Annotated in this window: 25 protein-coding genes and 1 riboswitch; of the genes, 17 read left to right on the top strand and 8 right to left on the bottom strand. The window is 67.5% G+C overall.

Annotated elements, in window-relative coordinates:
- Positions 1–51: 51 nt before the first annotated feature.
- Genes AYJ57_RS14280 through AYJ57_RS14295 form a run of 4 tightly spaced genes read left to right on the top strand, consistent with a single transcriptional unit; the run spans position 52 to position 3,525 of the window.
- A complete protein-coding gene (locus tag AYJ57_RS14280) occupies positions 52–954 on the top strand; it encodes a metal ABC transporter substrate-binding protein (protein WP_066107336.1) in 903 nt (300 codons plus the stop codon).
- The gene (locus AYJ57_RS14285) at positions 951–1,844 is read left to right on the top strand and encodes a manganese/iron ABC transporter ATP-binding protein (RefSeq protein ID WP_066107340.1); all 894 of its coding nucleotides are present in this window, start codon (positions 951–953) and stop codon (positions 1,842–1,844) included. The genes AYJ57_RS14280 and AYJ57_RS14285 overlap by 4 nt, the downstream gene beginning before the upstream one ends.
- Entirely contained in the window at positions 1,841–2,695 is an 855-nt protein-coding gene (locus tag AYJ57_RS14290) for a metal ABC transporter permease (RefSeq protein ID WP_066107343.1), read from the top strand. The genes AYJ57_RS14285 and AYJ57_RS14290 overlap by 4 nt, the downstream gene beginning before the upstream one ends.
- The gene (locus AYJ57_RS14295) at positions 2,692–3,525 is read left to right on the top strand and encodes a metal ABC transporter permease (RefSeq protein WP_066107347.1); all 834 of its coding nucleotides are present in this window, start codon (positions 2,692–2,694) and stop codon (positions 3,523–3,525) included. Before AYJ57_RS14290 ends, AYJ57_RS14295 begins: the two co-directional genes overlap by 4 nt.
- On the opposite strand, the gene AYJ57_RS14300 is transcribed toward AYJ57_RS14295, so the two are convergent.
- The 4 genes from AYJ57_RS14300 to AYJ57_RS14315 form a co-directional block, all read right to left on the bottom strand.
- The gene (locus tag AYJ57_RS14300) at positions 3,522–4,565 is read right to left on the bottom strand and encodes an L-idonate 5-dehydrogenase (RefSeq protein ID WP_066107350.1); all 1,044 of its coding nucleotides are present in this window, start codon (positions 4,563–4,565) and stop codon (positions 3,522–3,524) included. The two genes, AYJ57_RS14295 and AYJ57_RS14300, sit on opposite strands and share 4 nt — an antisense overlap.
- Positions 4,566–4,786: 221 nt before the next feature.
- Positions 4,787–5,569: an ATP-binding cassette domain-containing protein gene (locus AYJ57_RS14305; protein ID WP_066107353.1), complete on the bottom strand. Its 783-nt coding sequence runs from the start codon at positions 5,567–5,569 to the stop codon at positions 4,787–4,789.
- On the bottom strand, positions 5,566–6,636 hold the full coding sequence (locus tag AYJ57_RS14310) for an ABC transporter permease (protein ID WP_066107356.1): 1,071 nt from the start codon (positions 6,634–6,636) through the stop codon (positions 5,566–5,568). Before AYJ57_RS14310 ends, AYJ57_RS14305 begins: the two co-directional genes overlap by 4 nt.
- A gap of 118 nt (positions 6,637–6,754) precedes the next feature.
- Complete coding sequence (locus AYJ57_RS14315; protein ID WP_066107359.1) at positions 6,755–7,771, bottom strand: sugar ABC transporter substrate-binding protein; 1,017 nt, start codon at positions 7,769–7,771, stop codon at positions 6,755–6,757.
- Between the two features lie 188 nt (positions 7,772–7,959).
- Here AYJ57_RS14315 and AYJ57_RS14320 point away from each other — a divergent pair, with 188 nt between their 5' ends.
- From AYJ57_RS14320 to AYJ57_RS14360, 9 genes are all read left to right on the top strand, one after another.
- Entirely contained in the window at positions 7,960–9,132 is a 1,173-nt protein-coding gene (locus AYJ57_RS14320) for an ROK family transcriptional regulator (RefSeq protein WP_066107362.1), read from the top strand.
- 312 nt (positions 9,133–9,444) lie between these two features.
- Positions 9,445–10,911: an alkaline phosphatase gene (locus AYJ57_RS14325; protein WP_066110316.1), complete on the top strand. Its 1,467-nt coding sequence runs from the start codon at positions 9,445–9,447 to the stop codon at positions 10,909–10,911.
- A 73-nt stretch (positions 10,912–10,984) separates the two neighbouring features.
- Complete coding sequence (locus AYJ57_RS14330) at positions 10,985–11,407, top strand: hypothetical protein (RefSeq protein WP_066107365.1); 423 nt, start codon at positions 10,985–10,987, stop codon at positions 11,405–11,407.
- 6 nt (positions 11,408–11,413) lie between these two features.
- The gene (locus tag AYJ57_RS14335; protein ID WP_066107368.1) at positions 11,414–12,094 is read left to right on the top strand and encodes an ABC transporter ATP-binding protein; all 681 of its coding nucleotides are present in this window, start codon (positions 11,414–11,416) and stop codon (positions 12,092–12,094) included.
- Positions 12,091–13,419: an ABC transporter permease gene (locus AYJ57_RS14340; RefSeq protein WP_066107370.1), complete on the top strand. Its 1,329-nt coding sequence runs from the start codon at positions 12,091–12,093 to the stop codon at positions 13,417–13,419. Before AYJ57_RS14335 ends, AYJ57_RS14340 begins: the two co-directional genes overlap by 4 nt.
- A gap of 87 nt (positions 13,420–13,506) precedes the next feature.
- Positions 13,507–13,712, top strand: a riboswitch (cobalamin riboswitch).
- A 113-nt stretch (positions 13,713–13,825) separates the two neighbouring features.
- The gene (locus AYJ57_RS14345; RefSeq protein WP_066107372.1) at positions 13,826–15,658 is read left to right on the top strand and encodes a TonB-dependent receptor plug domain-containing protein; all 1,833 of its coding nucleotides are present in this window, start codon (positions 13,826–13,828) and stop codon (positions 15,656–15,658) included.
- The gene (locus tag AYJ57_RS14350; RefSeq protein WP_066107375.1) at positions 15,658–16,473 is read left to right on the top strand and encodes an ABC transporter substrate-binding protein; all 816 of its coding nucleotides are present in this window, start codon (positions 15,658–15,660) and stop codon (positions 16,471–16,473) included. Before AYJ57_RS14345 ends, AYJ57_RS14350 begins: the two co-directional genes overlap by 1 nt.
- Positions 16,470–17,453: a FecCD family ABC transporter permease gene (locus AYJ57_RS14355; RefSeq protein ID WP_066107377.1), complete on the top strand. Its 984-nt coding sequence runs from the start codon at positions 16,470–16,472 to the stop codon at positions 17,451–17,453. Before AYJ57_RS14350 ends, AYJ57_RS14355 begins: the two co-directional genes overlap by 4 nt.
- The gene (locus AYJ57_RS14360; protein WP_066107381.1) at positions 17,450–18,187 is read left to right on the top strand and encodes an ABC transporter ATP-binding protein; all 738 of its coding nucleotides are present in this window, start codon (positions 17,450–17,452) and stop codon (positions 18,185–18,187) included. The genes AYJ57_RS14355 and AYJ57_RS14360 overlap by 4 nt, the downstream gene beginning before the upstream one ends.
- 7 nt (positions 18,188–18,194) lie before the next feature.
- Here AYJ57_RS14360 and cobS read toward each other — a convergent pair whose 3' ends face one another.
- The 3 genes from cobS to cobU are packed head-to-tail and all read right to left on the bottom strand — an operon-like array spanning position 18,195 to position 20,486.
- The gene (gene cobS, locus AYJ57_RS14365; protein ID WP_066107384.1) at positions 18,195–18,959 is read right to left on the bottom strand and encodes an adenosylcobinamide-GDP ribazoletransferase; all 765 of its coding nucleotides are present in this window, start codon (positions 18,957–18,959) and stop codon (positions 18,195–18,197) included.
- Positions 18,956–19,972, bottom strand: a complete 1,017-nt coding sequence (cobT, locus tag AYJ57_RS14370; protein ID WP_066107386.1) for a nicotinate-nucleotide--dimethylbenzimidazole phosphoribosyltransferase — start codon at positions 19,970–19,972, stop codon at positions 18,956–18,958. Before cobT ends, cobS begins: the two co-directional genes overlap by 4 nt.
- A complete protein-coding gene (gene cobU, locus AYJ57_RS14375) occupies positions 19,956–20,486 on the bottom strand; it encodes a bifunctional adenosylcobinamide kinase/adenosylcobinamide-phosphate guanylyltransferase (protein WP_066107389.1) in 531 nt (176 codons plus the stop codon). Before cobU ends, cobT begins: the two co-directional genes overlap by 17 nt.
- Between cobU and AYJ57_RS14380 the strand changes: the two genes are divergently transcribed.
- Genes AYJ57_RS14380 through cobD form a run of 4 tightly spaced genes read left to right on the top strand, consistent with a single transcriptional unit; the run spans position 20,485 to position 23,841 of the window.
- Complete coding sequence (locus tag AYJ57_RS14380) at positions 20,485–21,126, top strand: histidine phosphatase family protein (RefSeq protein WP_083191299.1); 642 nt, start codon at positions 20,485–20,487, stop codon at positions 21,124–21,126. The two genes, cobU and AYJ57_RS14380, sit on opposite strands and share 2 nt — an antisense overlap.
- A complete protein-coding gene (locus AYJ57_RS14385; protein ID WP_066107391.1) occupies positions 21,123–21,905 on the top strand; it encodes a hypothetical protein in 783 nt (260 codons plus the stop codon). The genes AYJ57_RS14380 and AYJ57_RS14385 overlap by 4 nt, the downstream gene beginning before the upstream one ends.
- Positions 21,902–22,852: an adenosylcobinamide-phosphate synthase CbiB gene (gene cbiB, locus AYJ57_RS14390; protein WP_066107393.1), complete on the top strand. Its 951-nt coding sequence runs from the start codon at positions 21,902–21,904 to the stop codon at positions 22,850–22,852. Before AYJ57_RS14385 ends, cbiB begins: the two co-directional genes overlap by 4 nt.
- On the top strand, positions 22,849–23,841 hold the full coding sequence (gene cobD, locus AYJ57_RS14395) for a threonine-phosphate decarboxylase CobD (protein ID WP_066107395.1): 993 nt from the start codon (positions 22,849–22,851) through the stop codon (positions 23,839–23,841). Before cbiB ends, cobD begins: the two co-directional genes overlap by 4 nt.
- A gap of 4 nt (positions 23,842–23,845) precedes the next feature.
- On the opposite strand, the gene cobO is transcribed toward cobD, so the two are convergent.
- Positions 23,846–24,457, bottom strand: coding sequence for a cob(I)yrinic acid a,c-diamide adenosyltransferase (gene cobO / locus AYJ57_RS14400; RefSeq protein ID WP_066107398.1), 612 nt, complete (start codon positions 24,455–24,457; stop codon positions 23,846–23,848).
- Between the last annotated feature and the right edge of the window lie 123 nt (positions 24,458–24,580).

The raw sequence follows: 24,580 nt of genomic DNA on the forward strand, positions 1-24,580 counted from the left end.
AATGCGAATGCCTCGCATTTACATTCACAGGACAGAGCCAAAGGAGTTCCCATGCCGTCCCGTCTTGCGCTGATCCTCGGCACCGCCGCCTTTACCCTTGCCAGCGCAGGGGGCGCGGCGGCAGAGAAGATGAAGGTGGTCACCACATTCACCGTGCTCGCCGACATGGCGGCGCAGGTCGCCGGAGACGCCGCCGATGTAGTCTCGATCACCAAGCCCGGTGCAGAGATCCACGGCTATGCCCCCACCCCGCGCGACATCGTGCGGGCGCAGGGTGCCGATCTGATCCTGTGGAACGGGCTGAATCTGGAACTGTGGTTCGAACAGTTCCTGTCGAACCTGCGGGACGTGCCCTCGGTCACGCTGACGACGGGCATCGACCCGATCCCCATCGCCGCCGGCGCCTATGAGGGCAAACCCAATCCGCATGCGTGGATGGGGCTGGAGAACGCGCAGATCTACATCGACAATATCGCCAACGCCTTTGCCGATCAGGATCCGGAGAACGCGGCGGTCTATGAGGCCAACGCCGAGGCCTATAAGTCCAAGCTGCGCGCCACGCTTGAGCCGCTGCGCGATGCGGTGGCGCAGATCCCCGAGGCGCAGCGCTGGCTGGTCACCTGCGAAGGCGCCTTCAGCTATCTGGCGCGGGATTTCGGCATGAAAGAGCTTTATCTCTGGCCGATGAACGCCGACCAGATGGGCACGCCGCAGCAGGTGCGCGCGGTGATCGACGGGGTCAGGGAGAACGATATCCCCACGGTGTTCTGCGAAAGCACCGTCAGCACCCGCCCCGCCGAGCAGGTGGCGCGGGAAACCGGCGCAAGCTATGGCGGCGTGCTTTACGTCGACAGCCTCTCCGAGCCCGGCGGGCCGGTGCCGAGCTATCTCGACCTGCTGCGGGTGACTTCGGAGACCATCGCAGACGGGCTGGCGCAGGGCCTGTCGCGATGAGCCGCCCCGAGGACATCGCTGACACTGGTATCACTGACACTGGCATCGCGGTCACGGGCGTCACCGTCACCTATCGCAACGGCCACACCGCGCTGCGCGACGCCAGTTTCGAGGTGCCGCGCGGCACGATCACCGCGCTGGTCGGTGTCAACGGGGCCGGCAAGTCGACGCTGTTCAAGGCGATCATGGGCTTCGTGCCGGTGGCAAAGGGCGAGATCAGCCTGCTTGGCCAGACGGTGAAACAGGCGCTGAAGAGCAACCTCGTCGCCTATGTGCCGCAGTCTGAAGAGGTGGATTGGTCTTTCCCGGTGCTGGTCGAGGACGTGGTGATGATGGGCCGCTACGGCCAAATGGGGTTCTTGCGCCGCCCGTCGGCGGCGGATCACGCGGCGGTCGAAGCGGCGCTCTCGCGGGTCAATATGAGCGATTTTCGTCGCCGCCAGATCGGCGAATTGTCGGGCGGGCAGAAAAAGCGCGTCTTCCTCGCCCGGGCGCTGGCACAGGAGGGTCAGGTGATCCTGCTCGACGAGCCCTTCACCGGCGTCGACGTGAAAACCGAGGAGCAGATCATCGCGCTGCTGCGCGAACTGAAGGCGGAGGGCCGGGTGATGCTGGTCTCGACCCACAATCTTGGCACGGTGCCCGAGTTCTGCGACCGCACGGTTTTGGTCAAGGGCACGGTGCTCGCCTATGGCCCGACCGAGACCACCTTCACCCGCGCCGCGCTGGAAGAGGCCTTTGGCGGGGTGCTGCGGCATTTCACCATCGAGGGCGCCGATCTGCACGACGACGAAGACCCTCGCCGCGTCTCGATCCTCACCGACGACGAACGCCCGCTGGTGCGCTATGGCGGCGAGACGCGCCGGGTTAAACGGGAGGCGCAGGAATGAGCCTGCTGGAGCCCTTCACCTACGGCTATATGACCAACGCCATGTGGGTCTCGGCGCTTGTGGGGGCGGTCTGCGCCTTTCTGTCGAGCTACCTGATGCTCAAGGGCTGGTCGCTAATCGGCGACGCGCTTTCGCACTCTGTGGTGCCGGGCGTCGCGGGCGCCTACATGCTCGGCCTGCCCTTCGCGCTGGGAGCGTTCCTGTCGGGCGGGCTGGCGGCGGCGGCCATGCTGCTGCTGTCGGACCGCTCGGGGCTGAAGAGCGACGTGGTGATCGGGCTGATCTTCACCTCGTTCTTCGGGCTTGGCCTGTTCATGGCCTCGGTGAACCCGATGGCCGTGTCGATCCAGACCATCACCATGGGCAACATCCTCGCCATCACGCCGCAGGACACAGCGCAACTGGCGATCATCGGCGTGGTCTCGCTGGCGGTGCTGCTGGCCAAGTGGAAAGACCTGATGGTGGTGTTCTTCGACGAGAGCCACGCACGCTCGATCGGGCTGCGGCCGGGGCTGCTGAAGGCGCTGTTCTTCATGTTGCTGTCGGCCTGCGTGGTGGCGGCGATGCAGACCGTCGGGGCGTTTCTGGTGGTGGCCATGGTGGTGACCCCGGGGGCCACCGCCTATCTGCTCTGCGACCGCTTTCCACGGCTGATCCTCACCTCGGTGGCGATCGGCACGCTGACCAGCTTTGCCGGCGCCTACCTCAGCTACTTCCTCGACGGGGCCACCGGCGGGATCATCGTGCTGCTGCAGACGGCGATTTTCCTGCTGGCCTTCACCTTCGCGCCGAAACACGGACGGCTGGCGGCGCGGCGCAAGGCGCGCGCGGCGCTGGAGGAGGCAGCATGATCGAGAGCCTGACCCTGCCGTTTCAATTCCCCTTCATGCAGAACGCCTTTGCGATCTGCGCCATCGTCGCGCTGCCGACCGCGCTGCTGTCGTGCTTTCTGGTGCTCAAGGGCTGGGCGCTGATGGGCGACGCGGTGAGCCATGCGATCCTGCCCGGTGTGGTGCTGGCCTATGTGCTGAACCTGCCGCTGATCCTTGGGGCCTTTGCCGCGGGCATGGTTACGGCGCTCGCCACCGGATTCCTTGCGGGCAACAGCCGGGTGAAGCAGGACACGGTGATGGGCGTGGTCTTCTCGGGCATGTTTGCGCTGGGGATCGTGCTTTATACGCAGATCCACACCAATGTGCATCTCGACCATATCCTCTTTGGCAACATGCTGGGCGTGGGGGCTGAGGACCTCTGGACCGCCGGGCTGATCTCGCTGGGCGTAAGCGCCGCGCTGCTGCTGAAGTGGAAGGACCTGCTGCTTTTCGCCTTCGACCCGGCACAGGCACGGGCGAGCGGGCTGCGGGTGGGGCTGCTGCACTATGGGCTGCTGACGCTGATCTCGCTGACCATCGTGGCGACGCTGACCGCGACCGGGCTGATCCTCGCCGTCGGCCTGCTGATCGCGCCAGGTGCCATCGGCTTTCTGATGGCGCGCAGCTTTGGCCGGATGATGCTGGTCGCGAGCCTTGCCAACGTTTGTGCAATGCTGGCGGGCACCTACCTCAGCTTTCACCTCGACAGCGCGCCTGCGCCGACGATCATCCTGATCCTGTCGGGGATGTTCCTTCTGGCGCTGGCCCGGCGCATCGCGCTGACACGCCGGGCGTCAGCACAGGGTTAGGGCGCGTGAAAGGCGATCTGAACCTTCATTGCGCGGGTCTTGTCGGCGGCCAGCTCGAACGCCTCCTGCGCCTGCGCCACCGGCAGCACGCCGGTGAGCAGCGGTTTGACGTCGAGCCGCCCGCTGTCGATCAGCCGCGCCGCCGTGGCAAACTCGGGATCGAAGCGGAAGCTGCCCATCAGGCGCAGTTCCTTGGAGACGATCACGGTCATCGGCAGCGGCGTCTCGGGACCAAGGCCGACGGTCACCAGCGTACCGCGCGGGCGCAGGATCGCGCAGGCCGCGCCCACCGCAACCGGCGCACCGGAGCATTCAAACACCACATCGACCTGCCCCTTGCCCGCCTGCAGAGGGCTCAGCGCGCCCTCATGCTCGGCGATGTTGAGCACCCGGTCCGCGCCCATGGTGCGAGCGGCCTCCAGCGCGGCGGCGGAAATGTCGGTGGCGATGATTTCTTCGGCGCCGGCCAGTTTCGCCGCGGCGATGGTCAGGCAGCCGATGGGACCACAGCCCGAGACCGCCACCCGCTTGCCGATCAGACTGCCCGCCTGCCGCACTGCGTGCAGGCAGACCGCCAGCGGCTCTGACATGGCGGTGAGCGCAAGATCGGCACCATGCGACAGTAGCACCGCCTGCCGCGCAGGCAGGGTCAGCTGCGCGCGAAAGAACCCCTGCTCATGCGGCATCCGCATGGCCGATCCGGCGAAGCGCATGTCGAGGCAATGGTTGGCCATGCCGCGCAGGCAGTATTCGCAGTCGCCGCAGGGCCGCGAGGGGTTGATCGCCACTTTGTCGCCTTCCGACAGGCCGCTGACCCCGGCGCCGACATCGGTGATGATCCCCGAGACCTCATGCCCCAGCGCCATGGGCTCGCGGATGCGGATCGCGCCGAAGCCGCCGTGCAGGTAGTAGTGCAGGTCCGAGCCGCAGATGCCGCCATGGCTCACCGCGATGCGCACCTCACCGGGACCGGGCGCAGGGGCCGCAGAGATCGTGTCGAGCCGCAGATCCTTCGGGGCGTGGATGACGACGGCGTCCATCAGCGACCCCCTCCGCGCTGTGTCACGAAATGGGCGTTGGGCGTCTTGGCATCGGTCATGATCAATGGGGTCTCCTCACTGGCGCGGCTGCGCCGTTCCTCGGCTCCAGCTAGACAGGCGGCGCGCGAGGTTTCAAGGCGAAACGCGGGAACCCGCAAGACGCGACAAGGGGGCGCCTTTCGCCGCCCCCTCGCAGGTCAGTTACAGATGCCACCCCGCGCTCAGGCGGGCTCGGCGACCCCTTCGGGCACCGCCGCGCCGGTCATATAGGCCACCGCGTCGGACATGCTGTGCTCTTTGGGATTGATCACGCAGAGCCGCTTGCCCAGCCGGTGCACATGCACCCGGTCCGCCACCTCGAAGACATGCGGCATATTGTGCGAGATCAGAATGATCGGAATGCCCCGCGCCCGCACCTCTTGGATGAGGTCGAGCACCCGGCGGCTTTCCTTCACCCCAAGCGCCGCGGTGGGCTCGTCGAGGATCACCACGCGCGAGCCGAAGGCCGCCGCACGCGCCACCGCCACACCCTGCCGCTGGCCGCCCGACAGGGTCTCGACCGGCTGGTTGATATTCTGGATCGTCATCAGGCCCAGTTCGGCCAGCTTCTGGCGCGAAAATTCCTCCATCTTGCGCTTGTCGAGTTTGCGGAAGACCGAGCCCATCACCCCCGGCATCCGCAGCTCGCGTCCCATGAACATATTGTCGGCGATGGACAGCGCCGGAGACATGGCGAGGGTCTGATAGACGGTCTCGATCCCCTCGGCGCGGGCATCATTGGGAGAGGCGAAGCTGACCGGTTGGCCTTCGAGGAGCACCTCTCCGGCGTTGGGCTGGATGGCCCCCGAGAGGGCCTTGATCAGCGTGGATTTCCCGGCACCATTGTCGCCGATGACGGCGAGAATTTCCCCCGGCATCAGGTCGAAATCACAATGGTCCAGAGCGGTTACCTTGCCGTAGCGCTTGACGAGGCCACGGCCTTCAAGAACGGGTTTCTGGCTCATGCCGTCACCTTTCTGATCCATTGGTCCACGGTCACGGCGGCGATGATCAGCACACCGATGAGAAGATAGGTCCACTGCGGGTCGGCTCCGGCCATGCGCAAGCCCAGTTCGAACACGCCGACAATCAGCGCCCCGAAAAAAGCCCCGAGGATCGAGCCGCGCCCGCCGAAGAGCGAGATGCCCCCGATCACCACGGCGGTGATCGCCTGAATGTTGCCGATGACGCCTGTGGTGGCAGAGGGAGACACAGAGCCGAAGCGCCCGATCATCACCCAGCCCGCAAGCCCGCAGATGAAGCCGACCAGCATGTAGACCGACATGATCGTGCGGTGCCGGTCGACACCCGCCAATTGCGCCGCTTCGGGATCGTCGCCAACGGCATAGACATGGCGGCCCCAAGCGGTGGAGCGCAGCACATAGGCCAGCACCAGCACGAGACCGAGCATCAGCGCCACGCCCAGCGTGAACACCGCGCCGCCGACGGTGAACTTTGTGCCGAGGAACTGCAGGAAGGGCGCCTGCGCCTCGATGTCCTGCGCGCGGATCGTCTCGTTGGCGGAGTAGAGGTAGTTCACCGCCAGAACGATCTGCCACATGCCAAGCGTGACGATGAACGGCGGCAGTTTGACCTTGCTGACCAGCCAGCCGTTGACCGCCCCGATGGCGGTACCGCAGGCAAGGCCGATGGGCACGGCAAGCACCGCAGGCACGCCGTAGCGGAAGGTCACCTGCCCCATGATCACCGAGCAGAGCACCGCCACCGCGCCCACCGAGAGGTCAATGCCCGCAGTCAGGATGATCAGCGCCTGCGCCGCAGCCAGCACGCCGACGATCTGCACCTGCTGCAGGATCAGCGTCAGCGCGAAGGGCGAGAAGAATTTCGAGCCGAGCACCAGCCCGAACACCACGCAGGCCCCGATCAGCACGATCAACGGCACGATGGCCGGGGTCGTGTGCAGAAGCTCGTGAAAGCGCCCCCAAAGGCCCTTTCCGCTGTCCTCGAACTCGGCGAACTTTTCGTCGCTCCGGGTTCGGACCACGTCTTCGTATCGGTCCGCTTCGGCCATGTCGCGCCCTCCTCTCACGTTTGCGCGCCTCAGGCCCCTCACCGGCCAATGCGCGCACGGGTTGCGGTTGGTTGTGTGCGGCCCGCCCGGCTTTCGCGCGGGCCGCAGACGTCAGGGATCAGCCCCAGCAGAGGTCCGTGCCCTCTTCGACCGAGATCGACTCGACGCCCTCGACGGGCTGATCGGTCACCAGCGCCACGCCGGTATCGAAGAAGTTCTTACCCTCGGTCGCCTCGGGCTTGGTGCCATCCTTGGCGTAGGCGGCAATCGCCTCCATGCCCTTCGACGCCATCAGCAGCGGGTATTGCTGCGAGGTGGCTCCGATGACGCCCTCAGCGATGTTCTTCACCCCCGGGCAGCCGCCATCGACCGAGACGATCAGCACGTCGCTCTCGCGTCCGATCGCCTTCAGCGCCTCATAGGCACCGGCAGCGGCGGGCTCGTTGATCGTATAGACGACGTTGATCATCGGGTCGGTGGCGAGAAGGTTCTCCATCGCCTTGCGGCCCCCCTCTTCGTTGCCCTGCGTCACGTCGTGACCGACGATGCGGCTGTCATCCTCATCGCCCCATTTGTTCTCGTCCTTGGTGTCGATGCCAAAGCCCTTCATGAAACCCTGATCGCGCAGCACGCCGACGGTAGGCTGGCTGACATCGAGATCGAGGAAAGCCACACGCGCGTCGGCAGCGGCATCGCCAAGCTTGGCGGCGGCCCATTGCCCGATCAGTTCACCGGCCAGATAGTTGTCGGTGGCGAAGGTCATATCGGCGGCGTCGATGGGGTCGAGCGGCGTGTCGAGCGCGATCACCAGAATGCCCGCGTCGCGCGCCTGCTGGATCGACGGCACGATGGCCGAGGTGCTGGACGCGGTGATCAGAATGCCGTCGACGCCATTGGCGATGCAGGTCTCGACCGCAGCCACCTGAGTCTCATTGTCGCCGTCGACCTTGCCCGCATAGGAGTTGAGCGTCATGCCCAGTTCCTCGGCCTTGGCGGCGGCACCTTCGCGCATCTTCACGAAGAACGGGTTGGTGTCGGTCTTGGTGATCAGGCAGGCGCTTCCGCCCTCCTGTGCATAGGCACCGGCGGTGGATGCGAGCAGCGCGAACGCGCTGACGGAAATCAGCTTCTTCATGGGGTCTCCTCCTCCCTCTGGGTCGTATGGCGGCACGTTGGCCGCCGTGAAACTCTCCGTCCTCCAACGGATTGCCCATGTTGATAGCGTCGATTCTGACTTTGCGTCAATAAATAATTAAAATTGATTTATTAACCCGAGCGGGTAGTCTGGGACCCAAGAGAAAGAGACCCGGAGGAGAGCGGGCCATGGACATCTGCGAGATCCGCAAGCTCAGCGACGGCGCCAATCAGATCGGCGTGCGGGCTCATAACGAGCGGCTGATCCTGTCGCTGATCCAACGCTATGGCGCCCTGCCGGGCAGCGACATCGCCAAGCACACCGGGCTGTCGGCGCAGACCGTGTCGAACATCCTGCGCAAGCTGGAGGCCGAGGAGTTCCTGCTGCGCGGCGAGCCAAAGCGCGGACGGGTCGGCAAGCCGTCGGTGCCGATGACGCTCAACCCCGATGCGGCGCTGTCGTTTGGCCTGAAGATCGGGCGCCGCTCCGCCGATCTGGTGGTGATGAACCTGCTCGGCGACGTGCTCGGCCAGTCGCAGACCACCTACCGCTACCCCATGCCCGCCGAGATCTTCGCCTATCTCGCCTCCGGCATGGACGAGCTGTCGCACGGGCTGAGCGCCTACCAGCGCGAGCGCCTCTGCGGCATCGGCATCGCCGCGCCCTCGGAGATCTGGAGCTGGACCGAGGTGCTGGGCGCGCCGGTGGATTTCAGCGTCTGGGCGGAAATTAACGTGCAGGAAGAAATCGCCAAGACCTCTGATCTGCCGCTCTTCACCGAAAACGACGGCACCGCCGCCTGCCGCGCCGAGCATGTCTTTGGCCGCGGGCGCGAGTTCGGCGACTACGCGTATTTCTTTATCGGGTCCTTCATCGGCGGCGGTGTGGTTCTGAATTCCAGCGTCACCGTTGGCGCGCATAACAACGCAGGTGCCTTCGGCTCGCTGCGTGTGCCTGCGCCCGAGGGCGGTGAACTGCCGCTGATCGACGCCGCCTCGCTCTATCTTCTGGAGGCGGCGATCGTCGCCGATGGGCTTGATGCCACGGCGCTCTGGACGCAGCCGCAGGACTGGCGCGCCTTCGAGGCGCAGATCGGCCCTTGGGTGGACCGCACCGGCGATGCGTTGGCACATGCGATCCGCTCAATCGGCTCGGTGATGGATTTCGAAGTGGCGCTGATCGACGGAGCCATGCCCGCCGACGTGCGCAACCGGGTGGTGACGCGCACCCGCGAGGCGCTCGAAAGGCTCGACACCCGTGGCATGCTGCCCCCCCGCCCCGAAGCGGCGCAGGTCGGCGCCAACGCGCGCGCCCTCGGCGCAGGCTGCGCGCCGATCTACGCGCAGTATTTCTTTCAGTAAGGCGATGGCTCGAGATCTCTTCTCGACATGAATGCCGAAACGTTATATCGTTACTTTGCATTTCCGATCACGTGCGCCGGGCGCCATACAGACCCCGCGCCGACCGGAAATTGCGCCCGAAGCAGACATGCGGCCCCATGCGAATGGCGGTCGCCAAAGTCCGTTTTACATTTCTTTCATCCAATCATCACACACCCGTGACGCAGATGCGGTCTGAGGCCTGAGACACCCTCAATCGTGCAATGGGCCCTGCCCCCCGAACTTCGGAGCGTCGCAGTCGTGAAAACGATCTTCACCACCACCTCTCTCGCCATGATCCTCGCCGCTGGCACCGCCAGCGCTCAGGACATCTCGCAGGCCAATGACGCCTGGTTCACCGCCGGTCAGGACGCCATTCAGGCGATCATCAACCGCGAAGTGAACACCGGCCGTGCCAAGAACGTCATCCTGCTGGTTGCCGACGGCAATGGCGTCGGCACCAACTACGCCACCCGCCTCTATGCCGGTCAGCAAGAAGGCAAACTGGGCGAAGAGCACGTGCTGCCCTACGAGACGCCCGACTTCCACAGCGCGCTGGTGAAGACCTACAACATCAACGCTCAGACCCCGGACTCGGCCCCCACCGCGGGCGCGATGAACACCGGCGTCAAGCAGCGCTTCAACCTGATCAACCTCGGCGGCGACGCGATCCACGACGATTGCGCGACCGTGGCAGGCAACGAACTGACCACCTTCGCCGAGATCGTCACCGGCATGGACAAATCGGTTGGCGTGATCTCCACCGCGCGCCTCACCCACGCCACCCCCGCGGGCGTCTATGCCAAGACCGCCAACCGCAACTGGGAAGGCGAAGTGCCCGAGGGCTGCACCGCCCAGAAAGACATCGCGGCCCAGCTGATCGACCAGATGGACGCGGGTGTCGTCGATCTCGCCATGGGCGGCGGTCGCCGCTACTTCGCCGGTGAGGATGTGACGCTCGACGAGGGCGGCAACGGCCGCCGTCCCGATGGCGTGAACCTGATCGAGCAGGCCACCGGCAAGGGAACCCAATACGCTTGGAACACCGAGACCTTCAGCGGCCTCAACCTCGACGGCGAGACCCCGATCCTCGCGCTGTTCAACGACAGCCACATGGAATACGAAGCCGACCGCGCCGACGATGACGAGCCCTCGCTGGCCGACATGACCAAGGCGGCGATCGAGTATCTGTCGAAGAACGACAACGGCTACTATCTCGAGATCGAAGCGGGCCGCGTCGACCACGCGAACCACGCCGGCAACGCCAAGCGCACGATGATCGACGGCATGGCCTTCGCCGACGCCGTGGCCATGGCCGACGAGCTGACCGATGACGCCGACACGCTGATCATCGTCACCGCCGACCACGAGCACTCGATCGCCTTCAACGGCTATTGCGGTCGCGGCACCCCGATCGAGGGTCTGTGCTACGACGTCGCCAAGACCGGCGAGATGCACTCGGACGAACTGGTGCTGGCCGACGACGGCAAGCCCTACACCGTGGTGGGCTACCTCAACGGTGCCGGCTCGGTGCTGGTACAGGAAGGCAACGACTACGCCGGCTCGCGCCCCGATGTGACCCAAGAAGAGGCGACCGACCTCGACTATGTGCAGCAGGCGCTGATCCCCAAGTCGTCGGAAAGCCACTCGGGTGAAGACGTCGCCGTCTACGCCAAAGGCCCCTGGGCGCATCTCTTCGACGGCACCATCGAGCAGAACGTGATCTTCCACGTGATGAACCACGCCGTCGCCGCCGAGTGACCCTGATCTGATATGCTGGGCGGGGGCGGCACAGACCGCCCCCGCTGCCGTTCCGACCGATAGGTACCCCCCAATGCTGACCCGCCGCAGGCTCATCGCCTCCGCTCTCGCCACACCCTTCATTACCACCGCTGCTGCCGCCGAAGACCCGCTGAAAGTGCGCGAGCTCTATCAGGCCAAGGGCCGTGGCCTCTCGGACCTCGCCAAGGCCAGCGCTGGAAAGCGCCTGACGGTCGAGGGGTTCATGGCGCCGCCGCTGAAGGCCGAGAGCCGGTTTTTCGTGCTCACCAAGATGCCCATGGCGGTCTGCCCCTTCTGCGAGACCGAGGCCGAATGGCCCAATGACATCGTCGCGGTCTACACCAAGCGCATCGTGGATGTGACGCCCTTCAACGTGAAGATCGTCACCAGCGGCGTGCTGGAGCTCGGGGCTTACAAAGACCCAGAGACCGGCTTTCTCAGCATGATACGCCTCACCGACGCCAGCTACGGCTGAGCCGCCATGTCCCTCCCTCTCGAGATTTCCGGGCTGACCGTGCGCAGCCCCCGCGACCGTGTTTTGCTGGATGTGCCCAGCCTCTCTGCCCCGGCGGGGGCGCTGATCGGCATCCGCGGTGCCTCCGGCGCTGGCAAATCCACGCTGCTTTACGCCATCGCCGGGCTGCTCGAGCGCGCCACCGGCTCCGTGCGCTGGGGCGAGGCCGACCTGCTTGCGCAGAGCCCAGAGCGCCGCGCGCGCTTCCGCGCCGGGAACATCGGCATGATCTTTCAGGACTTCCTGCTGTTCGAAGAGCTTGGCGCTCTGGACAACGCCGCGCTCACCGCCCTCTTCCGGCCCCGCGCCGAGCGTGCCGCCCTGCGCCAGCGCGCCGCCCAGCGCCTCGCCGCGCTCGGGCTTTCCGACACCGACCGGCGTGTGACCAGCTTCTCGGGTGGTGAGCGCCAGCGCGTCGCCATCGCCCGCGCCATGGCTGCCGAAGCACCGGTGCTGCTGGCCGACGAGCCGACCGCGAGCCTCGACCGGCCCAATGCCGACCGGCTGATCGACGATCTGGTTGGGCTGGTCCGAACGCAGGGCACCACGCTGATCGCCGTCAGCCACGATGCGGCGCTGCTGGCGCGGATGGACCGGGTGCTGACCATCGCCGACGGACGTCTCGCACAGGACGAGGTGGCGGCATGAGGATGCTCTGGGACAGCCTGCCGGTGCTGGCGCAGGACATCGGCCTGCTGATCGTTCTGCTGCTGCCTGCCTTGCTCACTGGCCTTTTGGTACTGCACGGCTACGCACCTTGGCCGCTGTTGCGCGGGTTCCTCAGCCGGTTCCGGACCAGTGCCGTGCTTTTCGTTCTGCTGATCGCCATTTCGGTGGGCATGGGCGTCGGGCTGCTCGCGCAGGAGCGCGGGCTGCGTCACGGCACCGCGCAGGCCGCCGACAAGTTCGACCTCATCGTCGCCGCGCCGGGCAGCGAGCTCACCGCGCTGTTCGCCTCGGTGTTCCTGCAGCCTTCGGATATGGCACTGATCTCGGGCGCCACCTATGCCGAGATCGAGACCCAAGAGCATGTGGCCATCGCCGCGCCGCTGGCCTTTGGCGACAGCTATGGCAACGCCCCCGTGGTGGGCACCACCGCCGAATTCCTGCGCCACCTGAGCGATGATCGTATTGAGGGCAGTCTCTGGCAGGATCACGCAGAAGCGGTGATCGGCGCGCTGGTGCCGCTGCAGATCGGCGCGCAGTTCACTCCGGCGCATGAGGTTGGCGACGCCGCCGATGCCGAGGCGCATCGCGATGAGCACGGTCATGGCGGCGGCATCACCGTCACCGGGCGCATGGCACCCACGGGCACGCCATGGGACCGGGCGATCCTCATCCCGGTCGAATACGTCTGGGAAATCCACGGCCTTGCCAATGGACATGCGCCAGACCGCGACACCCAGATGGGCCCGCCCTTTGACCCCGAGTATTTCCCCGGCACGCCTGCTGTGGTGATCCGCTCCGACGAGCTTTGGGCCAATTACGCCCTGCGCTCGGAGTTCACCCGCGACGGCGAGACCATGGCCTTCTTTCCCGGCGCGGTGCTGTCTGGCCTCTACCGGGTGATGGGCGACGTGCGGCAGGCGATGTCGCTTTTGGCGCTGGTCACACAGGTTCTGGTCGCCGCCTCGGTCCTGTTGGGCCTCTTCATCCTCACCCGCCTGTTCCGCCGTCAGATTGCCTTGCTGCGCGCGCTGGGTGCACCGCGCCGCTTTGTCTTTGCCACAGTCTGGGCGTTCAGCGCGGCGCTGCTGCTCAGCGGTGCGGTGCTGGGGCTCGGGGTCGGCTGGGGCGCGGCTGAGCTTTTGTCGCGCGTGGTCACTGCCCGCACCGATATCGCCATCTCTGCCCCGCTGGGATGGGGCGAGCTGCATTTCCTCGCAGGCTTTGTGTCGGTGACCATGCTGCTGTCGCTGCTGCCCGCCGCAATGGTGCTGCGACAGCCGGTTGTGGACGGGCTGCGCAGCTAAGCTGATCCTCCCCATCGGCGCGACACCTCGCCGCCCCCTTCGCGCCCTCTGACCGTTTGTGATTGTTGCGCGGCGGCGATCAAGCCGCTATTCGGTGCCTGCTTCGGTTCCGGGCGGCCTGCCGCTCGGTGAATAGGGAATGCGGTGCGGGCCTTGGCCCAACTCCGCAACTGCCCCCGCAACTGTAGGCGGAGAGCGATGCCGGACCATGTCACTGCTCCCTTCGGGGGCGGGAAGACCCGGCGAAGCTGTGACCCGCGAGTCAGGAGACCTGCCGAAGCCGATCACCCAGTCCCGGCGCGGGGAGCGCTGCGGGCGACGGACCTTCCGTAGAGGTGGCATGACGCTAACCGTCTGCGGAAGGGGGGAGTCCCTTCTTACGACACATAAAAAGGAAGAAGGGACAATGAAGCGACCCATTTTGTTCGGCCTGCGCGCCGCAACTGCCCTAGCGGCAGCCAGCCTGTCCGGCGCCGCCTACGCGCAGGAGGGATATGACCTCGGCACCATCACCCTCAGCGCCAACCGCGGCGAGAGCACCGAGCTCGAGCGCAGCGGCGCGACGGTCGAGGTTGTGACCAAGGAAGATCTGGAAAAGACCGGCGAGACTCGCGTCGCCGACTATCTTGCCAGCCTTCCGGGCATCAGCGTGACCACCAACGGCGGCATCGGCACCAACACCACGCTGCGCATCCGCGGTGCCAGCGGCCAGTACATCGGCGTCTACATCGACGGGATCAACGTCAACGACCCGTCGGGCACGCAGATCGAATACGACTTCGGCGCGCTGACCACCGCAGACATCAGCCGAATCGAGGTGCTGAAAGGCTCGCAGTCGGCGCTCTACGGGTCCGAGGCCATCGCCGGTGTGATCAACATCACCACCGCGCGCCCGACGGAGCCCGGCCTCAGCCAGAACGTCGCCGCCGAATACGGCAGCTACAACACCCGAAAGCTAAGCTACAACCTCGGCTATCTGGGCGAGCGCGGCAGCTTTGCCACCACACTGAGCCGGGTCGAGACCGATGGTTTCTCTGCCGCCGACGAGGACGACGGCAATGACGAGGCGGACGGCCACGAGTCCACACGTCTCAGCTTCTCGGGCGATTACGCGCTGACCGATACGGTCACTCTGGGCGCATCCGGCTTCTGGCAGAAGACCGAAACCGAATACGACGAGAGCTACCCTGTCCTTGCCGATGGCACCCATGACGAGGTCTCCAAGAGCGAGCAATACGGTCTGCGCGGCTTTGCCCGCATCGACGCGGGCGCGCTGAGCCACGAGCTCTCGCTCCAGTATTTCGAGAACGACCGTTCCACGTCGAGCAACGGCTATGACTACCCGTTCTATGGCCAACGCTGGACGCTGGGCTATCAGGGACAAGCAGAGCTTTCGGCCACCACTCTGACCTTTGGCGCCGATGCCACCCGCGAGCAGTATGAGAATGACGGCGACGAGGGCGATCAGGACACCTATGGCATCTGGGCACAGGCCAATTGGCACCTGTCGGACCAGATCGAACTGGTGACCGCCCTGCGCCACGACGATCACTCGGATTTCGGCGGCAAGACCACCGGCCGCGTCTCGCTGGCTTATCTGCCCAGCGATGATGTCACCCTGCGCGCCAGCGTCGGCACCGGCTTCCGGGCCCCCTCGCTCTACGAGCGCTACAACGCCTATGCCGGCAATCCCGATCTCGAGCCCGAGACCTCGCTCAGCTACGAGCTTGGCGCCGAGAAGCGCTTTGACGGCGGCAAGATCACGGCGACGCTCTTCCGCACCGAGATCACCGATCTCATCGAGTACAACTACGACACTTGGGCGTACTCGCAGGTCAAAGGGACAAGCTGGATGCAGGGTGTCGAGCTGTCGGGAGAAACGCAGATCACCGACAGGCTTGGGCTGGCGGCGGCCTACACATGGACCGACACTGAAGACGCCGAGACCGGCGACCGCCTCACCCGCGTGCCGCTGCATGATCTTGCGCTGACGCTTGATGCGGCGTTCACCGATGACTTCAGCGGCGCCTTCCGGGTGCGCCACGTTGCCGGGGTGGAGGACACCAACGACTCCCTGCCCGACTACACCGTCGCCGATGTGAACTTCCGCTACGCGCTGAGCGACAATGCCGAGCTTTACCTGCGGGTCGAGAACCTCTTCGACGAGGACTATCAGACCGTGACGGGCTACGGCACCTCGGACCGCGCCGCCTATTTCGGCGTCCGGGGCAGCTTCTGATGCTGCGGCGCGCGCTGCTCTGTCTTGCCCTGGCCACCGCTCCGCTCGCGGGCGCGGCGGGCGAGGCACCGGCGCGCGTCGTCTCGATGAATCTTTGTACTGATCAGTTGGCGATGCTGCTTGCCGCGCCGGGTCAGTTGGTCTCTGTCTCCGATCTGGCAAGCGACCCGCATAGCTCGGCCATGGCCGAAGAGGCTCGGGCTTTTCCGGCGAACCACGGGCAGGCCGAGGAGGTCTGGCTGCTGCGCCCTGATCTGGTGATCTCGGGCAGTTTCACCGCGCAGGCGGCGGTGCAGATGCTGCAGCGCCTCGGCACAGAGGTGCTGACCCTGCCGCCCGCCTATTCGCTCGATGATGTGCCGGACCGGATCCGGACCATCGGCAAGGCGCTGGGGCGTGAGGCACGCGCCGAAGACCTCGTCACCGAGTTCGAAACCCGGCTGACTGCGCTTCGCGCAGAGATCGCACGCCACCCCACCGCCGCGCTCTACTACGCCAATGGCTACACCACGGGCGACAACACGCTGGCCGGGGAAATCCTGCTGGCCGCAGGGTTCGACAATATAGCCGGTCCCGGCGGCGGCGGTCATCTGCCGCTCGAAGCGCTGGCCATGGCCGATCCCGAAGCGCTGATCACCGCCCGCCCCTACCCCGGCGCATCGCGTTCCGAGGAAATCCTCGCGCATCCGGTGCTGCGCCAGATCCGTGAGGCGCGCGCCGGACATCAGATGACCGGCAGCGACTGGATCTGCGGCACCCCACACGTGCTGCGGGCCATCGCCGACCTCACCGACTTCCGCAAGGAGATCAAATGACCCGCGCCCTCGCGCTTCTCCTGCCGCTGGTGCTGGCGCTGGCGGCACTCTCGCTGTCGCTTGGCCCCGCCGATGCGACCCTGCCGCAGAGCCTGCGCGCGCTGATCGCCGGCGGCGACGGCCCGCTGCCCATGGTGATGCGTGAGATCCGCCTGCCGCGCATGCTGCTGGCGCTGATGATCGGCGGCTCGCTGGGGCTGGCGGGGGCGGCGCTGCAGGGCTATCTGCGCAACCCGCTCGCCGAGCCCGGCCTCTTGGGTGTCTCGGCCAGCGCCGCGCTTGGCGCCGTGCTGGCGATCCAGACCGGGCTCTCCGCCACCTTCGCGCTCGCCCTGCCGCTGAGCGCGCTGGCCGCCGCGGTGGTTGCCGTGCTGATCCTCATGCTGCTGGCCGGGCGGGGCGGCGAGACGCTGACGCTGATCCTTGCCGGGATTGCGCTGTCGGCGGTGGCGGGCGCGCTGACGCAACTGGTGCTGAACCTCTCGCCCAACCCTTTCGCCGCCAGCGAGATCGTCTTTTGGATGATGGGATCGCTGGCCGACCGCTCGATGTTGCACGTCTGGCTGGCGCTGCCCTTCATGGCGGTGGGCGTGGTGCTGCTCGCCGGTGTCGGGCGCGGGCTCGACGCGCTGACCTTGGGCGAGGACGCCGCGGCCTCCATGGGCATCAACCTGCAGCGGCTGCGCCTGCGCGTGGTGCTGGGCACCGCCTGCGTCGTCGGCGCGGGCACGGCTGTGGCCGGAGCGATCGGCTTTGTCGGGCTGGTGGTGCCGCATCTGCTGCGCGGCACCGTGGGCGGACGGCCCGGCGCGCTGCTCTGGGTTTCGGCGGCGGGCGGCGCGGCCATGCTGCTGGCCGCCGACATCGCGGTGCGGGTAGTCGCCCCCGAGCGCGACCTGAAGCTCGGCGTGCTGACCGCCCTCGTCGGCGCGCCCTTCTTCCTGCATCTCGTCTGGCGCAGCCGCGGAGAACGCGCATGACCCTGCTGAGCCTCTCCGATCTGTCGGTCACCCTGCGCAATCGCCCGGTCTTTTCGGGACTTTCGCTTGAGATTGCCGAGCGTGAGGTCGTCGGCCTCATCGGCCCCAACGGCGCGGGCAAAACCAGCCTGATGCGCGCCGCGCTGGGGTTGATTCTGGCGCAGGGTCAAAGCTCGCTGGCCACGCTCAGCCCCGAGCAACGCGCCAAGGCCGCAGCCTGGATGCCGCAGGCGCGCGAGATCGCCTGGCCGGTAAAGGTCGAGGATCTGGTGGCTCTGGGGCGCTTGCCGCACGGCGACCGCGCCAGTGCGCCGGTTGAGGCGGCGATCGCCAAGATGGGCCTCGGCCCGCTGCGCAAGCGCCGCGCCACCAATCTTTCGGGCGGCGAGCAGGCCCGCGCGCTGATCGCACGTGCGCTGGCACAGGAAACGCCGCTGCTGATGGCCGACGAGCCCACCGGCGGGCTCGACCCGGCGCATCAGATCGCCACGATGGAGGTCTTTCGCGACCTCGCCGCCGAGGGACGCGGCGTGCTGCTGTCGCTGCATGACATCGGGCTGGCGGCGCGCCATTGCACAAGGCTGGTGATGCTCGCCGAGGGCCAGCTTCTGGCCGACGGCAGCCCCGAGGAGGTGCTGACCGACGCGCTGCTGGCGCGCGGCTTCGGCATCACCGCCTATCACGCGCAAACCCCCGACGGGCCGGTGTTCCAGCCCATGGGCCGGGCGCGCTGAGCCTGGCTCAGCCGGGCAGCAGGACCGCCAGAAGCACCCAGGCGGCGACCTCGGAAAGCAGTTGCGCCGCGCCCAGAACGTCGCCGGTGACACCGCCCAGCTTGCGCCGCGCGATGGTGCCGAGCGCCAAGGCAACCACGGCGCAGACCGCCACGACCGCAAGGCCAGCCAACCCGGCCAAGAGCACCGACAGCAGCACCGCAACCAGCAGCGCCACCTGCCCCGCCCGGCGGCGGCCCGCCGCGAGATGGCCCATGCCGTCGGCCCGCGCCGGAGGCAGGCTTTCCTGCAGAGCGCTCATCGCACCGCGGCTCAGCGCGCCGATCACCATGAAAAGCAGCGGCCCGGCGGTCTCTTCCAGATCCGCGAGCGCGGCGGTCCAGAGGCCAGAGGCGAGGATCAGCGCCATGACGCCATAGCTGCCGATGCGGCTGTCGCGCATGATCTCGAGCGTATGCGCCCGGTCGCGACCGCCGCCGATGCCATCGGCGAAGTCCGCCAGACCGTCGAAATGCAGCGCGCCGGTGACCAGCACCGTGATCGTCAGGCACAGCAGCGCCGCCAGCAGCCCCGAGCCGCCCGCGGCCAGCGCGCCTGCAAACACCGCCCAGCCGATCAGCCCCACCAGTGCCCCAACCAGCGGAAAGGCCCAGCGGGCCTCGCGCAGCGCGGGCGCATCGCCCGAAAGCCGCCCGGCTGGCAGGCGGGTCAACAGCATCACCGCCACCTGCAGCTCGCGGCGCCGTTTGCCTAGGGCGCGCTGCGCGCTCATCCCCCGGCGACCCCGGCCTCGGCGAAGGTCGCCATGCCGTTGTGGCACTCCAGCGCCGCGCGCAGCACCCCCAGAGCCAGCGCCGCGCCCGAGCCCTCGCCGAGCGCCATGTCGAGCGACAGCACCGGCGCTTTGCCCATAGCCTCGAGGAGGCGGGCGTGCCCCGGCTCGCGGCTGACGTGACCGACCAGGCAATGATCCAGCAGCTTCGGGTCGGCCTTGAAGAGCGGTGCCGTCGCCGCCGTGCAGATGAACCCGTCGAGGATCACCGGAATGCGCCGCGCCCGGGCCTCAAGCACCGCACCGCAGATCGCCGCCTGCTCGCGCCCACCGAGCGCCGCCAGAAGCGCCGCGCCCTCCACACCGGCGTGGCGCGCGCAGGCCCGGCGCACCGCATCGGCCTTGCGCGCGAGACCCGCAGCGTCCGAGCCGGTGCCGCACCCGATCCAGCCCTCGGCGTCACCGCCGAAACTGGCGCAGGCCAGCGCCGCGGCGATGGTCGAATTGCCGATCCCCATCTCGCCAAGGATCACCACCTGCGCACCCTCGGGCACCGCCTCGGCGCCGCGGCGCATCTCTGCCAGCGTCTCGGCCTCGCTCATCGCGGGGCCTTCGGTGATATCGGCGGTGGGGCGGTCCAGATCGAGCGCGATCACCGCAAGCTCGGCGCCGGAGGCGCGGCAGAGTTGGTTGATCGCCGCGCCCCCGGCCTTGAAATTGGCCACCATCTGCGCGGTGACCTCCTGCGGGAACGGGTTCACGCCCTGTGCGCAAACGCCGTGGTTGCCCGCAAAGACCAGCGCCTGCGCCCGCGTGATCTCGGGGCGCGGCGTCGCCTGCCAGCCCGCCATGAAGATCGCCATCTCCTCCAGACGTCCCAGCGAGCCCGGCGGCTTGGTCAGGCTCATCTGCCGCGCGCGCGCGTCCTGCGCCGCCGCCTCATCGGCAGTGGGCAGCGTCCCGGCAAGGCCGGCCACCGCCGAAAGCGCGGTCACGTCAGAAAGAATGCTCATTTGGTTTCACCTTCATTGGATAGCCAGCCACCGCCAGCCACACCTCGTCGCAGGCCGCGGCGACGGCCTGATTCAGCCAGCCCGCCGCATCGCGGAACTCGCGCGCGAGCCGGTTCTCCGGCACGATGCCCGCGCCCACCTCGTTGGTCACGAAGATCACCGGCGCCGATTGCCGGGCGATGGCCTCGACCAGCGCCTGCGTTTCCTCGCGCCAGTCGCCGCCCTCGAGCAGCAGATTGGTCAGCCACAGCGTCAGGCAATCCACCAGTCGCGGCAGCCCGCCATCGCTGCCGTCGAGAGCGCCGCACAGATCGCGCGGCGCATGCAGGGTCTGCCACATCTCGCCGCGCCGCGCCTGATGCTCGGCGATCCGCGCTGCCATCTCCGCATCGCCCTCGTAAATCCGGGCGGTGGCGATATAGATGGCCTGCCCGCACACCGACAGCGCCTTGCGTTCCGCAAGGGTCGATTTGCCGGAGCGGGCCCCGCCGGTGATAAGGATCGACCTTTTCATGACCGCATGGGAAACCATCAAAGCCGGAAAAAGAAAAGGGCAAAGCAGTCAGTTGCACGACAGAGCACCGCACAGCGCAGAGTTGATCCTGATCCGCCACGCGCCGCTGGCCGAGGCCGGGCGGCTGTTTGGCCGCACCGATGCCGCGGCCCGGCTAGAGCCCGAGGCGATCGCTGCGCTGCGCGCCCGACTGCCCCGGCCTGCGCTGCTGATCAGCAGCCCCGCGCGGCGCTGCCGCCAGACCGCCGAGGCGTTGTGGCCTGATCTGCAGGTGCAGCAGGACGCGCGCCTCTGGGAGCAGGATTTCGGCGCTCATGACGGGCTGCGCTTCGATCAGATGCCCGATCTCGGGCCATTGGACGGCCCCGATCTGGCCCGCTGGACGCCGCCCGAGGGCGAGAGCTTTGCCGATCTCTGCGCCCGCACAGCGCCCGCGCTCATGCAGCACGGGCAGACGGCGGCGGAGCTTGGCGCGCCCGTGGTGCTGATGGTGCACGCCGGAGTGATCCGCGCGGCGCTGTCGCAGGTCTGCGGCGCGGTTCATGCCGGGCTCGCCTTCGAGGTTGCGCCGCTTTCGGTAACGCGTCTGCGCTGCGGCGTGGAAGGCCCCCTCTCGGTAATCGGGACCAATTGCGCATGAGAGACGTGGTGACCGTCTTCGGCCATTTCGGCGAATGGCTGCAGGGGCGCATGGGCGAGGATGGCCCTGTGGCCCTCGTCACGCTGCCCTGCCCGGCGCTGCATGTCCATGCGCCAGCAGAAGCGGTGTCCGAACCGCCACTCTTTGGCGCTACCGATCTGAGGCGGCTTGCGCAGCTGCTGGGGATCGCGCCGGACTTTCCGAACGCTTCGCGGAACTTCGCACCCGGCCTTGGCGCAGGGGCGTCGACCGCCACGCTGGTCGCACTGGCCCGCGCGGCGGGGTTTCGCGGCGATGCGGAGACCCTTGCCGCCGCCTGCCTCGCCATCGAGGGCGCGACCGACCCGCTGATGTACCCCCAGCCCGACCGGCTGCTCTGGGCCTCGCGCGAGGCACGAGTTCTGCGCCACCTGCCCCCGCCGCCACCTTGCGAGATCCTCGGCGGCTTCTGGGGGCCGCCGCAGCGCACCGATCCGTCGGACGGCGGCTTTCACGATATCTCTGACCTCGTGGCGCAATGGGAGGACCCGACCTGCGACCTGACGCGCCGCGCCGCGCTCGCCTCGGCCTCCGCGCGCCGCTGCAGCGCCCGGCGCGGCCCGGCCTGCCCGACGCCCGATCTGGCGCGCGAGTTCGGCGCGCTTGGCTGGCTGCGCGCTCACACCGGCTCGGCCCGAGGGCTGATCTTCGCCCCCGGCACCGTCCCCTCGCGCGCGGCGGACGCGCTGGCCGAAGCCGGGCTCACCGGCATCCTGAGCTTCCGGGCGGGCGAGGCATGAGCTTTGCGCTGATGATGCTGGGCGGGATGGCGCTCGATCTGCTGCTCGGTTGGCCGGGGTGGCTCTACGCCCGGATCGGCCATCCGGTGACATGGCTCGGCCATGCGATCACCGCGCTGGAGCGGCGCTGGAACCATGGCGCCCGCCCGCGCAGGCTGGCTCTCGGCGTTCTGGCGGCGGCACTGATCGTGGCGCTGGCGGTGCTGCCTGCGCTGGCCATCCAGAGCGCGCTTCCGAATAGCCTCGCCGGCAGCCTGATCGGCGCGACTCTAGCTTGGCCGCTGATCGCCATGCGCGCCATGCACGCCCATGTCGCCGCCGTGGCGACCCCGCTGGCGCGCGGAGATCTGGCGGCCGCACGTGCCGCCGTGGCGATGATCGTCGGGCGCGATCCGGCGCAGCTTGACGCCGCCGGGATCGCCCGCGCCGCCACCGAGAGCCTTGCCGAGAACACGTCGGACGGGATCATCGCGCCGCTTTTCTGGGGCGCCGTGGCGGGGCTGCCGGGGATTGCGGGCTACAAGGCGATCAACACGCTCGACTCGATGATCGGCCATCGCAATGACCGCTTTGAAGCCTTCGGCAAGGCCGCCGCGCGGCTCGACGATGTGGTGAACTGGCTGCCCGCGCGGCTGACCGGGGCGCTTTTCGCCATCGCCTCTGGTCGCCATGCCCTGCGCGGGTTGCGGGTGATGCGGCGCGACGCGCCCAAGCACCGCTCGCCCAATGCCGGATGGCCCGAGGGCGCCATGGCCGCCGCGCTGAACATCCGCCTCTCGGGGCCGCGCGTCTACGGCACGCGGGTGGCTAAGGAGCCTTGGCTGAACGGCAGCGCGCCCGACCCGGCCGCAGGCGATCTGACCCGCGCCCTGCGCCTCTACCGGCGCAGCATGGCGCTCTGCGCCCTTGCGCTCGCCGCCATGATCCTGCTTCGCTGCGCCGCATGACCACCCCCGACAAAAAGACCCGAGACCACGGCGGCAACCTCGATGCCGCGATGACCCGCTTCGGAGGCACCCGCGCCGAGTGGCTCGACCTCTCCACTGGCATCAATCCCGAGCCCTACCCCGTGCCCGCGATCCCCGCCGAGGCCTGGGCCGCGCTGCCGCGCAAGGCTGACATGGTCCGGCTCATCGCGGCGGCCCGCGAGGCTTACGGCTGCCCCGGCCACATCGTGCCGATGAACGGCGCGCAGGGGGCGATCCAGATGGTGCCGATGCTGCGTAGGCCGGGACGCGCCGCCGTGCTGGGACCGACCTACAACGAGCATGCCGCCACGCTGCGGGCGCATGGCTGGGAAGTGACCGAAGTCGCCACCCTCGCCGCGCTCGCGGGTGCGGATCTCGCCGTGGTGGTCAACCCGAACAACCCCGACGGACGGCGCAGCCAGCCGGGCGCGCTGCGCGATCTGGCAAGCCGCGTGAAGCTTTTGGTGGTGGACGAGAGCTTTGCCGATCCCGAGCCGGAGCTTTACATTGCCCCCGACCTCGACGGCGGGCTGCCCAATGTGGTGGTGCTGCGGTCTTTTGGAAAATTCTACGGTCTCGCCGGGCTACGGCTGGGGTTCGCTCTGGCCGAAGGCGATCTGGGCCAGCGGCTCGCCGAGCTTGCAGGCCCATGGCCCGTGTCAGGCCCGGCGATCGAGATCGCCTCTGCCGCGCTCACCGACCGGCTATGGCGGGAGCAAACTATTCGGCGCCTGAGCGCGGACGCCGCGCGTCTCGACGCGCTGGCGAGCGCGGCGGGATGGCGGCTGATCGGCGGCACGCCGCTCTTTCGCACCTACGCCTGCCCGGGTGCCAAGGCGGCGCAGGAAGCCTTGGCCGCGCGGCACATCTGGAGCCGCATCTTCCCCTATTCGGACAGCTGGATCCGCCTCGGCCTGCCCCCATGCTCGCGATGGGGACAGCTCGAGCGCGCGTTCCAAGCGCTTTAGCGGCTCAGAACTCGACGCCCTTCTGCGCCTTGATCCCGTCGCGGAACGGGTGCTTGACCGCCGTCATCTCGGTCACCAGATCGGCGGCCTCGATGAGTTCCGGCTTGGCGTTGCGCCCGGTCAGGCAGACATGGGTCATCGGCGGCTTTTGCTCGAGCAGGAAAGAGACGACCTCGTCGATGTCGAGGTAATCGTAGCGCAGCGCGATGTTGATCTCGTCGAGCAGAACGAAACGGTTTTCGGGATCGAGGATTTGTTCCTTGGCGATCTCCCAGCCGCGCTGCGCCGCCGCGATGTCGCGCTCGCGGTCCTGCGTCTCCCAAGTGAAGCCCTCGCCCGAAACGAAGAAGCGGCACTCATCGGCGAATCTTTCGCGCAGCATCTTCGCCTCGCCGGTCACCCAAGTGCCTTTGATGAACTGCACGACCGCGCAGGGCATGCCGTGCGCGATGCAGCGCATGATCATCCCGAAGCCCGAAGATGATTTGCCCTTCCCCGGCCCGGTATGCACGAGGATGAGACCCTTCTCCTCGGTCATCCCGGCGATCATCTTGTCGCGGGCGGCCTTGATCCGCTTCATTTTCTCAGTGTGACGGATGTTCTCATCTTCGCTCATGCTCTTCTTCGCGCTCTTGTCAGTTTTGGTAATTTCGGGAAACTGACCGTAGGTCAGCGCCCGTGTAAATGGGTGAATTTGAGCGAGGGGCTCTGCCCCTCGCGCTCCCCGGCGTATTTTCAA

This window comes from Salipiger sp. CCB-MM3 (assembly GCF_001687105.1).
Taxonomy (GTDB): domain Bacteria; phylum Pseudomonadota; class Alphaproteobacteria; order Rhodobacterales; family Rhodobacteraceae; genus Salipiger.